This window comes from Streptomyces ureilyticus, from assembly GCF_011045025.1.
GTDB lineage: Bacteria > Actinomycetota > Actinomycetes > Streptomycetales > Streptomycetaceae > Streptomyces > Streptomyces ureilyticus.
The window spans coordinates 1-11705 of sequence record NZ_JAAKZX010000260.1; the positions used below are offsets into that span (position 1 = coordinate 1).

Here is an 11705-nt window from a genome sequence, read left to right on the forward strand (position 1 = left end):
AAGGCTCTGATTGACGACGCGTTGACCAACGGGCCGGGCAGGCTGCGGGGCAGGTGTATCTGTCGGTGTGGCGCCGGGGTGGGGAAGCTGAACGGACGTTGCCCCTGCCGCAGTTGGCGGGGCGGGACGACGTATGGGTGGAGGTTCTGCATCCGTCGGCGTCGGCGTCGGGATCGGGCGGTACGGCGGAGTGGGACGGGGAGGCGGGAGCGCTGCGGGTGATGTTGCCGGCGGCTCCGGGGGTGCTGTTGGTCCGGGTTGCTTCCGCCGGTTGTTCGTGAGCTGCGGGTTTGTGGTGGCTTGTCGCGCCCACGTGGAGGAGCCGAGAGCAGGGAGGAGCCCCCGTTTCGGGAAAGGGAAGGGCTGGAGACCGGACTGGGTGATCACTTTCGGGTGAACGGGCCGGAACGGGACACAGCGTCTGCGGCCTGCCTACGATGATGCTCTCGACACCAGCCCCTAGGAGGCACGCGATGTCCGCTGCATCCGTCGAGCAGCCCTTCGACGACGAGCCGTTCTCCCTCACGGCCATCGCCGACGAGATCATGGAGCGCCATCCGGGCTACCGCGTCGAGATCATCGGAGGCCACCTCCTCGTGACCCCATCACCGGATGCCCCCCACGCCCGCGCTCTGACGGGGCTCATGGTCCCCTTCCTTGCCGCAGGCCTGCACGGCGAGGAGACCGAAGTCCTCCAGAACGTCGGCCTCTGGCTCCCCACCGGCGCTGAGGACTACGCGATCCCCGATCTCGTGGTGGTGGACGCCGACATCGACGACCACTTCGTCGAGAACAACGCGTACGACCCGGTCTGCTTCCGCCTCGTCCTGGAGGTCACCTCCAGCAACTGGAAGGACGACCTCAAGACCAAGGTCGGCGCCTACGCCCAGGCCAAGGTCCCCGTTTACATGGTCGTCGACCGCAAGCACCAGCGCCTCCACGTCCTCACCGACCCGGACGGGAGCGAGTACGGGAACCACCGCGTCCACGCTCCCGGCGAGACGGTCACGCTGCCCGACACGATCGGCGCCGAAGTCACCCTCGACGTGGAGCAGATCATCAAGGCCGGGCAGAAGAAGGCCAATTGACCGCATCCATGTGCCCCTACGCCACCCACCCGTAGTCGCACCCTCGGCCGATTCCGAGGGTGCGACTACGGGTGGGTGGGGCTACCTGATCCGTCACCGGCGGTGCTGGGCAAGGCGCCGGGCCAGTACGGGAATGATCACGGCGGCGGCGACCACGTGGGACACGGCCAGAACGATCTGGGTGGACGTGGCGGTGTGCGGGGCGGCGGCCGGGCCGGCCATGGACAGCGCGGTGAGCGCGACGGTGACCACCACGAAGGTACGAGCGGGCCGCTTGGCCCAGCGGGCGAGAACCACCGCGAGGACGATGCCGGCGACCGACCAGAACACCACGCCCCCGGCAAAGCCGCCCACCGGAATCTCCGCGGCCTCCTTGGCCCCGGGACTGGCCGCATCCATGGGTACGCCGACGCCGCGAGCGATCAGCGCGAACACTTCGGTCACAACGGCCCCGGCGAGGATGGCCAGAACACCGACCAGCCACACGGGCCGCCTGGCGAGGGACCGGATCGAGGAGGGGGAGGAGGAGGGGGAGGAGGACTGGGCGATGGTCTGGGTCTGGGGCGCGGTCACCGTCATGGCTCTGACTCCTGTTTGTCGTAAGGGGGTTGGTGTTCCTTTCGTAGATGTAGACCGGGGGGCATCAGAAAACTGAGCGGTGACTGGACGACAATTTTTTTGCCCGCACCTCAACAAGCCCGCGCCCGCCAGTCCCCGCCCTCGATGAGCTTGCCGCGGGCCCGCAGACGTGTGGCGACGGCAGGTGCGGCCACGTACACCCAGGCGCACACACTCGTGCCGTCCTCGCAGATCACGTCCCAGGCCACGCGCTCGTACAAGTTGCGAGGGTCACCCGGCGCGTAGTCCTCCAACCGGTCGAGGGCGAGGAGGAGTTGCCCGTACTGCTCGGGCACCGGAGTGATCAGCTCGCCGCACACCACACCCCCGGCTTCCTCCACGGCGTACGGATAGCCGGGACCCTCGTACAGCACCGCCCCCGGCAGCCGTCCCGGCACCTCGGAAACGGTGCGGCCGAGGAGGAAGAGATCGTGGTTGGGCTCGCCGGGCAGCAGCGTCCCGTACACGAAGAAGGGCAGACGGCTCACCCCGCCGTCTCCCGCTCAAGCCATTCCAGGTACGCCGCACTCCCCCGCACGATCGGCGTGGCGATGATCTCCGGCGTGTCGTAGTCGTGCGCCTGGCGCAGATACGCCTCCAGCTCCGCGTACCGCGTGTCCGTCGTCTTGAACAGCACCTGCCACTCGGACGCGGTCTCGATCTCCCCCTTCCACCGGTAGACGGACGTGACCGGCCCGGAGATCTGCGCGCACGCGGCGACACGCGCCGCGACCGCGCCCCGCGCGAGCGCGTCCGCCTTCTCCGGGGCGTCCGTCGTGGTCAGGACGGTGAGCCAGTCGGGCATGGCCATGATCGATCTCCTTTGTAGACCTTCGCAGAACGATTCTCACTCCTCACACGTACGGTCGCTTCGGGCTTACCTCCGGGGCGACGGCCGTACGCCGGAAAACGCGGGCGTCACACGGGTGTCCGTCCCGGCGTCCTCCCGGACCGAGGGTGACGCTCTTGGGGAGGGGGTGTAGTCGAGGCGGTCGTACTGGAGCTGGACTCCGTCGGACCTTTCGGGCTCTTCGGGGGCGACCATGTCGCTCACCTCCGGGCAGGGTTGAGCAGCACCAACGTGACCGCGAGCCAGTCGATGCAGGGCAACAGCACCTTCACCGTCTTGGGCGTCGACTCGGCGGTGAGCTCATCAAGTTGCGCATTGCCGTCGGGCTGACACAGACCCACGCGGCCAAGGCCCTCACAGCGTCCACCACGAAGATCGCGAAGATGGAGCGCGGCTGGGTACCCATGCGCGCCCCGGATGTCCGTGCCCTGTGCGAGCTGTACGGAGTCCACGACCTCGGCACCGTCGGAGGGCTCCTGGAACTCGCGAAGGTCGACCGTGAGCGTCGTAAAGCCAAGGGCTGGTGGGACGACTACACGATCCACGGCGTCATGCAGGAATACGTCGCCTTGGAGAGCGCGGCAACAGCGCCTCTCCGATGACCCCGCTCGTGCTGCGGACTGTGATCTACGAGGCAGTGCTCCGGAACGTCCCTGGTGGAACGGAAGAAGCGCGCAGGCAACTCGACCACCTGGCGAAGATGGCCGACTTGCCGAACGTGGCTCTCCAGGTCTTCCCCTTCAGCGCAGGCACGCACTTCGGTTTGAACGGATCGTTCAACATCACGTCGTTCGCCGAGCCCGGAGCCATGGACATCGTCTACGTAGAGGCACCCTTCGCCCAGCGGTGGGTCGAGGGCGGAGAGGGCGCTGCTGCCTACGATGAGCTGTTCGAGATGATCGCCGAACGCTCCCTCGGCCAACGGGAGTCCGTGCTGTTCCTCCACAAGCTCCGTAAGGAACTGTGAGCCGTGCCTGAATACCAGTACCGCAAGTCCACCTACAGCGACCCCGAAGCCGAGTGCGTCGAAACAGCCACCAACATCCCCACCACCATCGCCATACGCGACTCGAAAAACCCCACCGGCCCGTCCCTCCGCCTCCACCCCACCACCTGGACGGCCTTCCAAACTGCCCTGCTCACCAAGCAGTTGACGACCAGACCCGCACACTGAGCCTTTCCAACCTCGCCAGGGGGTACCGAGGTGAGTCACCCTTGAGCCGGTGGCCGGATGCCCTCGCGGCAGGTGCCACCGCAAGCCCAGGAGCCGACCACTGCACGATCGAGCTAAACCGGCCTCGCATGCACTCCCGACCGAACGGCTCCACCCCTACGACGCCAGGCGGGCCGTGGTGACGAAGAAGGTCGCCGTCGCGGTGAAGGCGTTCCGGCGAGAGAGATCGCTCAGGTCGTCCTTCCACCGCGCCGCCGCCTCCTCGCTGACGGCGCCTTGGGCGAGAGCCGCCGTCAAGGCCGGCTCCAGTACCACGCCGAACGCGGACGCGTGGTCGTTCAGGGCAGCCATGATGGGAACGACCTCGATGTCGGTGAATCCCGCGTCGGCGAGGTGGTAGGCGCTGCAGGTGCCGGCGTGGGGATTCGGGACGGCTGAGCAGAACGCGTCCTTGACCGCGTCGGTCGTCTCCGGGATCCGCGAACTCAGCACCATCGACCCGAGATCGGGGTCCGCGAGAACGATGGTCCCGCCCGGCCTCAGCACCCTGCGGGCCTCGGACAGTGCCTCGGCGGGATCGCCGAAGTGGAGGAAGGTCCGCTCGGCCCGGTACCACGACAGTTCACCGTCCTCGAACGGCAGCTCGAAGGCGCTGCCCCTGACGACGCGACAGTGCGGGAACCTGGCCAGGGCCGCGTCAACCATGGCCTGGCTGCTGTCGACCCCCACGGCGTCCTTTCCGAGCCGTACGAGATCCGCGACGGCGCGGCCGGCGCCGCACCCGATGTCCGCTCCCTTGCCCTCGGCGGCCTCCAGGGCGCGGTAGGTGACTTCCCGCACTGCGCGGCCGCTCTCGCTCTCCTCCATCTTCTGCAAATAGGCGATGAAGTCCTCGGCGACGCCGGACGAGTCGACGTCGTGGAAGCGTGCGGCAAGGCTTTCGGCGGTGCGTGGTCCGGTGGTGTCCACGTGCTGCTGTCTCCCGTCAGGGGGTGCCTGATGCTTCAGTGCGGATAGCGCTTGTCGATGAGCCAAATCAGCCTACGTGAGTAGGGTCGGAACAGGGCCTGGTAGTCGGGTCGCCCGGGATGATTCTCCCGGGCGACCCGAACCTCTTAGTCAGCTGCGCGGAGCTGAAGCCGTTCCCGAAGCAGGTTCTTCCGCACCTTGCCGGTCTCGTTGCGCGGCAGTTCGGGCAGGAGTTCCAGGCGGGATGGCCGGCACCATTCGCTCATGCCGAGCCCGCCGAGCCAGTCGCGCAGGCCCTCGAGGGTGGGCGTCCGCTCCCCCGGGACGACGACCGCGCAGGCGAGCTCGCCGCCGTGGCCGTCCGGGTAGCCGACCAGGGCGACATCCCGTACGTCGGGGTGGTCCAGCAGTGCCGACTCGACATCACTGACCGGGATCATGATGACGCCGATCCGGTCTTCGGCACGGCCGTGCAGCCGGATGCCGCCGTGGCCGTCCGGTGCCGCGAGGTCACCGGTGTCGTACCAGCCGTCATTGTGCTCGGCGAGCACGGTCAACCGACCGTCGTCCCGGCCCCAGGTGGCCAGACACAGCGAAGGGCTGCGGACGAAGAGACGCCCGGGTTGGTCGTCGCTGATCGGGTGGTCGGCCCGCAGGTCGATCTCGTGGCCTGGGGCGGGGCGCCCGACGGTACGGCCGGCCAGGTCCGGGTGTTCGCCGGAGCGGGTGAAGACATTGGCGCCCTCAGTCATGCCCCACCCCACGTCCAGCGGGATTCCGAAGGTCTCGGTCACCCGCCTGAACAGCGGCTGCGGGACCGTGGTGCCTCCCGCGCGGATGATCCGCACGGTGGGCAGCCGCAGCGAGGTGCGTTCCATCGCGTCGATCAGGGCGGAGAGGAAGACGGGGACGATGACTATCCAGCTGACGTGGGCCTCGGCCAGGAAGGGGATGACGGCCTCCGGCTCCCAGCGGTCCGTGATGACCGCGCAGGCCCCGCGGTGCAGCGGCATGAAGAGCGCCATGGTGAGGCCGACGATGTGCGTCGCCGCGTTCGGTGAGTAGACGCGGCTGGCGGGGCCGATTCCGTCGGCGGCTGCGACGGCGGCGTACCAGGCGTAGCAGGTGTTCATGGTGTGCAGCACGGCCTTCGGCTCTCCGGAGGTGCCGGAGGTGAACAGCACCAAGGAGACCCGGTCCGGGTCCACGACGGACGCATCCGGCAGGGTGCTGTGCTCTGTGTGCTCGAAGTACTCGCGGAAGTCGACTTCCCCGTCGTCCCCGTCGGCGGTTCGCTCGCCGAGCACCACACGGTGGCGCAGTGCGGGCAGCCGGGGTGCCATCTCGGCCAGCGCCGCGGCGTGCTCGAAGTTGTCCCACCGATCGATGGTCACGCAGACGACGGCATCCAGCCGGCGGAGCATCCGCTCCAGCTCACGGGGACGGAACGCGCACATGATCGGCGCGGCGACGGCCCCGAGCCGGGCGCAGGCCAGTACCAGCGGTCCGACCTGCCAGAGGTTCGGCAACTGCATCGCGACGACCTGACCGCTGCGCACCCCCAGCGCGTGCAATGCGCCGGCGAAGCGGTCCACATACTCGGCGTACTGCGCGTAGCTCAGCCGCAGGAGGCCCCGGCCGGCCTCCGACACGAGAAGGGCGGGGGCGTCGGGAGTCTCGGCACGCCACCGCGCCAGGTCGTCCAGGATGGTGTCGGCGCGCCAGAGGTCCTCCTTGCGGTACTGCTCCACGGTGGTGGCGGATGGGCGCAACCTGGTGATCGGGTTCACAATTTCCACTTCCAAGGATGAATTTGTAAATTTATTCTCTTTTTTCCGTTGGGACAGCTCTTAGTGCGAGAAGGCACGGTTGGCATCCTTCGCCAGTTGCGGCAGTCGCAGCGAACGGGCCGGCGAGCGTGCCGCCTCGGACTGGGGCCGGTCATTCTCGGCCCAGCCCGTCGCGCCAGCTCGGCCGAAGCGGCTTCCAGCCCAGCGTCGTACGGGCCCGGTCGTTGGACGCACCGTGTGCCGCGGTGAGCTGATGGGTCATGTACCAGCCGAGCATCCGGGGCGCGTGGTCCGCCGGGATCGTACGAGGGGACGGTCCGGCCAGCGTGCGGGCGTAGTGCGGCAGCCACTGCGCGGCCGGGGCCGGGTCGTCGTCCGTCACATGGAACACCCCGATGGCCTCCGATTCGACGGCAGCGACCGTGGCCCCCACGGCGTCCTCCACGTGCAGGAACGATGTGATCCCGGTGCCGTCCCCGGGCAGCGGGAGCTGTCCGGCCAGCACCGCTTGGGCAGCCCCGCCGGTACGGGCATACATGGTGCCGGGGCCGTACAGCGTGCCGTACCGCAGCACCACGCCGGCGAGCGGCCCGCTGTCCAGAACCAGCCGCTCCAGCTCGGCGACGGCCCGTACGGTGGCAGCCCAGCCCGGGTCGGGGGCGTCCACGTACAGCGGCGCGTCCTCATCGAGGACCGGCTCCCCGGCCGGGGCGGCGGCGAAGGCGATGGACTGCGCGACCAGCCGCCGCGCACCGGCCGCCCGGGCCGCCTCGACGAGGTGAGCGGTGCCCTCGGTACGCAGCCGCGCGGTCAGCGCGAAGGCCGCCACAGGGTCGTCACCCAGCAGCCGCAGCGCCGACATCTGATGGACGACCACCTCGGGCCGGGCGGCCGACACCGCCGACAACACGGCCTCGCGGTCGAGGGCGTCGGCGACCACGATGCTGTCCGCCTCCGGGGTCCGCTCCCGCGATTCCTGACGTACCAGCGCGCTCACCTCGTGGCCCCGTGCCCGCAGCGCGCCCACCAGGGGGTGTCCGATCACTCCGGTGGCCCCGGCGACGAGAATACGCATGGTTCAGTCCTCCGTATCGGTAGAGAGGGGAGTGGCGACCCGCATCAAACGAAATAGTTTGCCAGTTATCAGCATGAGTAATGCGCCTTCCCCGCCCAGCGGCCACACGGCAAGGTCCGGCAGCGACTTCGAGCGAAATATTACGGAAAGCCGAGCCACTGCATCCCGTCACCTGTGCCCGAAAATCGATGGTCGTATAACTTTCAAGCCTTGCCACGCATCAGCATTCCCCCCGTGATCACTCGTTGACAAGGCGAAGCCGCTGGTAAATTTTTATGCCAACTGCCGCATGATTATTGATAACAAATCGACAGGAATGCCAGCCTTGACGACGCCGAGCAGAGATGTTCGTGGGCTGTTGTGCGGAAAATAGCGAGGTGACACGTCGCTGTGTACTCTGCACCTGTTTGGGAGACCTGTCCCCATCCATAACTGCATCGGATATTTTATGGCTGTTGTGATGCGCAGTGGGGCGCCTATTCCTTTCCCCCGAGCGGCCTCCTCCCGGTTAAAATGTACGAATCCATGGAGCACGGTGATGATCGCGCGGGGGCATTCGGCTGCGAAATCGAACCAGACCGACCCCTCCCCTATGAGTCAGCCGTCCCGGGAGCCTGGATCAGCAGTTCGGCTACCGTGCTCGGTCACGCGAACGCCGGCATGATCCCGTCGTGGATCAGACGGAGCTGGGTGTTCACGTCGGCCACCTCCGCCAGGTCCCGGCCGGTGAAGGCCTTGACCAGGGCGCGGTCGGTGAGGGCGCAGATCATGTGGTTCACGCCGGCGGGGGCGATCTCTCGTTGGATTTTGTCGCGGCATTCCTCGGGAGTGCCCGCTATGGAGAGGCGCTCGGCTATTTCCGGGGTCGTCAGTTCGATGCCTCGGGCCAGGTCGCCGGCGGCGATGGCGTCGGTGATCGGCTTGAGTTCGGTCGGGTCGACGCCGTTGCGGCGTAGTTGTTCCACGGGCATCGAGGAGGCGTAGATGCCGACCATGCTGCGCGCCGCGTCCTTGGCGGCGGCGGAGTCGGGGCCGGTCGCGAAGACGACCCAGTCGCCGATGTCCAGGGACTGCCAGTCCTTGCCGGCGCGCTCGGCCCCGGCCCGGATGTGCCGCACCGCGTACGCGTACGCCTCGCGCGTGCAGCTCAGCACGTGATGGCAGCCGTCGGACAACTCCCCCGCCGCTTCGAAGGACTTGGGCCCGCGCATCGCACCGAGCTTCAGCGGCACCCGGCTCTGGACCGACCTGGCGAAGGTGAACAGGCCCTCGCGCGAGGTCGTTTTAGCTCGATCGTGCGATGGTCGGCTCCCGGGCTTGCGGCGCCCTGGGCCGACCGGGCCAACGTGATCGTGCGATCTGGGACGCCGGGTACGGCGCCAGCGTGCAGGGCCCCCGCTCCACCAGAGAGATGGTCCGGGCCCTCCCCGTCGCCACTGGCCATACCCACTTGGCCAGGTCGCACAGGGAACTGGCCTCCCGGGACCGGACCACGCACGGGATGCGTGTCGCCGCCCTGGGGTCGAGTACGCCGGGGACCAGTGCGCCCAAGACCGTTCGGGGCGTGCGGCTGAATAGGTTCACTCCTGCTCAGTCTTCAGGAACGGTAGTCGGGGAGCATCGCGTAACTGAACTTCACGAATTGTCGCCTTCCGAAGAGGGGACGGTGTTCAGTACGGGCCTCTCCACGAGGATGAGAAAACGGCGCCCAAGTGTCCAGCGTTTTCAAGCCCGTTGGCTACTCCTCGTCCGGTGCGGCCGTCGTGAAGCCGGCCTCGGTCAGTACCGTCGCCGCCACCCCACGGCCGACCCGGCCAAGGCCCGCCAGCAGGTGGTCGCAGTCGATGAGGGCGGAGCCCGCTTGCTCCTCCGCCAGGGCGATGGCCTTGCGGGAGTAGGGAGTCCAGGCGATCCGTTCGGCGGCTTGCGAGGCGCCCATGCTCAGGTGGGCCTCGACCGAACGGTGTACGACGTCGGGGTCGACGCCGGACGTCTCGAGGAGCCGGGTGGCGTTGTTGGGCTTCGCGGTGAGGCCCCACAACAGGTGCTCGGTGCCTATGTAGTTGTTGCGGTGCTGCACCGCGGCCCGCTTGACGTGGGTCATCGCCTCGCGGAGGTCGTCGGTCATCGTCTCAGGGGCGTATCGCTTGTGGGGGGCGTGGAAGCGCTGCTGCACCGCTTGCCGGGTCACGCCCAGGGCGGCCCCGATGTCGGTCCACGAGCAGCCGTGCATCCGGCAGTGCTCGACATAGTCCTCGACCAAGTCGTCTGCCAGGGCCTGAAGTTGGCCGGAAAGCTGCGCGGCCACGGTCAGCAGGGCGAGCCAGTCGGGCTGTTCCGTACCGCCGCCGGGTCGGTGCGCGGTGTCGCAGGTGCGGTCGACTTCCGCGATGAGTTCGTCCAGGTCTGGGAGAGGCATGAGGCAAGTGCGCCTTGACAGTTGGGAATTGTCAAGGCGCGCTTGCCTATCCCCCGGGCTCGAGGGGCGAAAACTCGTCACTCGCGGAGGGGGTCAGTCCGGCGGCGCCGTCGGAACAGTCGGACAGCCGCCCCCACCGTCATCCCGCGTACGGCCGTACCTCCTTCGCCTCCCTCAACGTCCGCCCCCACCACACCAGTTGGTCCAGCATTCCCTTGGCGGCGGCGTTCGGAGTCGCCGAGTCCTTGTGGCGGCCCTCGTCGTCGAAGTGGGCGCCCGCGTTGTGGAAGGAGACGGTGTCGCGGACGGTGACGGCATGGAGTTCGGCGAAGACCTGGCGGAGCTGCTCGACGGCGCGAAGGCCGCCGGAGAGTCCGCCGTACGAGACGAAGGCGACGGGCTTGGCCTGCCACTCGGTGTAGTGCCAGTCGATGAGGTTCTTCAGGGGGGCCGGGAACGAGTGGTTGTACTCGGGAGTGAGGACCACGAAAGCGTCAGCGTCGGCGAGCTTCGGCCTGACCTTGGCCAGTTCGGCGGTCACCTCGGCGGACGGCGAGTAGGACAGGGCTGTCGGCAGTCGCAGGTCGGCGGTGTCGACGACGTCGGCCTCGATGTCGTCGCGCTCGCGGATCCGGCTCAGCAGCCAATCGGCGACCACGGGGCCGAAGCGGCCCTCGCGGTTGCTGCCGATGATCAGGGCGACATGGATGGGTTCGTCTGTAGTGGAGTGCATGGGATTCATGGAGTCCATGGAGTTCATGGGGACAGGCTCGTATCTCAACCAAAGTTGAGGTCAAGTCTCACCGGCCACTTGGCGGGATCACCTGACCGGACCACACGGTGGAGCCGTCATCCGCGAGCGCGCCGGTCACCCGTTCACACCCGCACCCCGTGCCCCGCCGATATTTTTTGCACGTACGCCCGTGACCTGCCGAAACGCCATCGGTCAACCCAGCCGACGCAGCCACCGGCACCCGTTCTGACGCCTCATCAGGAGGCGTTCCGGGCGGACTGCCACTTACCTCGACAGTGCAGGGATGCGACCGAGGTGGAGGAGCGAGCACGATGCGATCTGGCCGTCTGCTGACCGGTATCGCGCTGGCCCTCGCCGCCGCGGTTCTCCCCGCCGCGCCCGTCTACGCCCACGCGCTCGGCGCGGACACCGGCCCGCTGGAGTTGTACCCGTCGACCGTCGCGCCCGGTGCCGAGGTCACCGTGAACACGGCGTTGTGCGGTGCGGACGGGGCGATGACGGGGGACGCGAGTGCGGTCGGCGCGGGTGCCTTCGCGCTGACGCCCAGTGTGCATGAGCGGAACGCGGTGGGGCGGTTCCAGGTGCCGGCGTCGGCGCAGCCGGGGACGTACGAGATCGTTGCGCGCTGTTCCAGCGGTACGCGGCTGGCGGGGGACCTGCGGGTCGCCCTGGCCCACACGAAGGGGGCCGAGGAGGAGGCCAGTGAAACGGTGCGGCCTCGAGGGAGCGTGAAGACGGGGGTTGGTGGCGCGGTTGGCCCCGGCCCCGGGCAGGCCGCGGCGGGAGTGGCGGTGCTTGCCGTCGCCGCCGTGGGCGGTACCTGGTTCCTGCTTCGCCGGGCGAGAGGCGACGGGACCTGACGGACACCTCCGCTGTCCACCGGTACCGCTGTCCCCTTCCCCTCCGGGTCCGATGCCCCTCGCGACCCGCTGGGGGAGGGGTTTTCTTTCCCCAGCCCCTTCCGGCAG

13 protein-coding genes and 1 pseudogene are annotated in these 11705 nt (G+C 68.3%); 5 read left to right on the forward strand and 9 right to left on the reverse strand.

All coding sequences use genetic code 11. The features are described 5' to 3' along the window. Positions 1-473: 473 nt before the first annotated feature. Positions 474-1088 (forward strand): Uma2 family endonuclease, encoded by a 615-nt coding sequence (locus G6048_RS42440; protein ID WP_165344951.1) that lies wholly within the window; start codon positions 474-476, stop codon positions 1086-1088. A gap of 93 nt (positions 1089-1181) precedes the next feature. Here the strand turns inward: G6048_RS42440 and G6048_RS42445 are convergent, their stop codons facing one another. The 3 genes from G6048_RS42445 to cutA all read right to left on the reverse strand — a co-directional run bounded on the left by G6048_RS42445 (position 1182) and on the right by cutA (position 2517). Further along, positions 1182-1667 (reverse strand): DUF6069 family protein, encoded by a 486-nt coding sequence (locus tag G6048_RS42445; RefSeq protein ID WP_165344952.1) that lies wholly within the window; start codon positions 1665-1667, stop codon positions 1182-1184. Between the two features lie 110 nt (positions 1668-1777). Further along, a complete protein-coding gene (locus tag G6048_RS42450; RefSeq protein ID WP_165344953.1) occupies positions 1778-2194 on the reverse strand; it encodes a gamma-glutamylcyclotransferase family protein in 417 nt (138 codons plus the stop codon). Continuing rightward, positions 2191-2517, reverse strand: a complete 327-nt coding sequence (gene cutA, locus G6048_RS42455; RefSeq protein WP_206342821.1) for a divalent-cation tolerance protein CutA — start codon at positions 2515-2517, stop codon at positions 2191-2193. Before cutA ends, G6048_RS42450 begins: the two co-directional genes overlap by 4 nt. A 347-nt stretch (positions 2518-2864) precedes the next feature. On the opposite strand from cutA, the gene G6048_RS51660 reads away from it, so the two are divergent. From G6048_RS51660 to G6048_RS42465, 3 genes are read left to right on the forward strand one after another with little or no spacing between them, the layout of a single operon-like run. Beyond that, positions 2865-3158 carry a helix-turn-helix domain-containing protein gene (locus G6048_RS51660; protein ID WP_328828599.1) on the forward strand — a complete coding sequence of 98 codons (294 nt, stop codon included), beginning with the start codon at positions 2865-2867 and terminating at the stop codon, positions 3156-3158. After that, a complete protein-coding gene (locus tag G6048_RS51665; RefSeq protein ID WP_328828601.1) occupies positions 3155-3523 on the forward strand; it encodes a DUF5753 domain-containing protein in 369 nt (122 codons plus the stop codon). The genes G6048_RS51660 and G6048_RS51665 overlap by 4 nt, the downstream gene beginning before the upstream one ends. 3 nt (positions 3524-3526) lie before the next feature. After that, on the forward strand, positions 3527-3730 hold the full coding sequence (locus G6048_RS42465; RefSeq protein WP_165344954.1) for a DUF397 domain-containing protein: 204 nt from the start codon (positions 3527-3529) through the stop codon (positions 3728-3730). Between the two features lie 156 nt (positions 3731-3886). Here G6048_RS42465 and G6048_RS42470 read toward each other — a convergent pair whose 3' ends face one another. The 6 genes and pseudogenes from G6048_RS42470 to G6048_RS42495 form a co-directional block, all read right to left on the reverse strand. Beyond that, positions 3887-4699, reverse strand: coding sequence for a methyltransferase domain-containing protein (locus tag G6048_RS42470; RefSeq protein WP_165344955.1), 813 nt, complete (start codon positions 4697-4699; stop codon positions 3887-3889). Between the two features lie 146 nt (positions 4700-4845). Next, the gene (locus G6048_RS42475; protein ID WP_328828604.1) at positions 4846-6498 is read right to left on the reverse strand and encodes an AMP-binding protein; all 1653 of its coding nucleotides are present in this window, start codon (positions 6496-6498) and stop codon (positions 4846-4848) included. A gap of 142 nt (positions 6499-6640) precedes the next feature. Then, positions 6641-7564, reverse strand: coding sequence for an NAD-dependent epimerase/dehydratase family protein (locus G6048_RS42480; protein WP_165344957.1), 924 nt, complete (start codon positions 7562-7564; stop codon positions 6641-6643). 644 nt (positions 7565-8208) lie between these two features. Continuing rightward, positions 8209-8841, reverse strand: a pseudogene (locus G6048_RS42485) (LLM class flavin-dependent oxidoreductase); the annotation flags it as partial. 461 nt (positions 8842-9302) lie between these two features. Beyond that, a complete protein-coding gene (locus tag G6048_RS42490; RefSeq protein ID WP_235991015.1) occupies positions 9303-9983 on the reverse strand; it encodes a Clp protease N-terminal domain-containing protein in 681 nt (226 codons plus the stop codon). A gap of 139 nt (positions 9984-10122) precedes the next feature. Beyond that, entirely contained in the window at positions 10123-10743 is a 621-nt protein-coding gene (locus G6048_RS42495) for an NADPH-dependent FMN reductase (protein ID WP_165344958.1), read from the reverse strand. 305 nt (positions 10744-11048) lie between these two features. On the opposite strand from G6048_RS42495, the gene G6048_RS42500 reads away from it, so the two are divergent. Next, positions 11049-11597 (forward strand): hypothetical protein, encoded by a 549-nt coding sequence (locus G6048_RS42500; RefSeq protein WP_165344959.1) that lies wholly within the window; start codon positions 11049-11051, stop codon positions 11595-11597. The last annotated feature ends 108 nt before the right edge of the window (positions 11598-11705 follow it).

What these genes read in the sequence shown, in the direction of transcription:
- G6048_RS42440 (WP_165344951.1), top strand. Translation starts at nt 474, where the DNA reads ATGTCCGCTGCATCCGTCGAGCAGCCCTTCGACGACGAGCCGTTCTCC.
- G6048_RS42445 (WP_165344952.1), bottom strand. Translation starts at nt 1,667, where the DNA reads ATGACGGTGACCGCGCCCCAGACCCAGACCATCGCCCAGTCCTCCTCC.
- cutA (WP_206342821.1), bottom strand. Translation starts at nt 2,517, where the DNA reads ATGGCCATGCCCGACTGGCTCACCGTCCTGACCACGACGGACGCCCCG.
- G6048_RS51665 (WP_328828601.1), top strand. Translation starts at nt 3,155, where the DNA reads ATGACCCCGCTCGTGCTGCGGACTGTGATCTACGAGGCAGTGCTCCGG.
- G6048_RS42480 (WP_165344957.1), bottom strand. Translation starts at nt 7,564, where the DNA reads ATGCGTATTCTCGTCGCCGGGGCCACCGGAGTGATCGGACACCCCCTG.
- G6048_RS42490 (WP_235991015.1), bottom strand. Translation starts at nt 9,983, where the DNA reads ATGCCTCTCCCAGACCTGGACGAACTCATCGCGGAAGTCGACCGCACC.
- G6048_RS42495 (WP_165344958.1), bottom strand. Translation starts at nt 10,743, where the DNA reads ATGAACTCCATGGACTCCATGAATCCCATGCACTCCACTACAGACGAA.
- G6048_RS42500 (WP_165344959.1), top strand. Translation starts at nt 11,049, where the DNA reads ATGCGATCTGGCCGTCTGCTGACCGGTATCGCGCTGGCCCTCGCCGCC.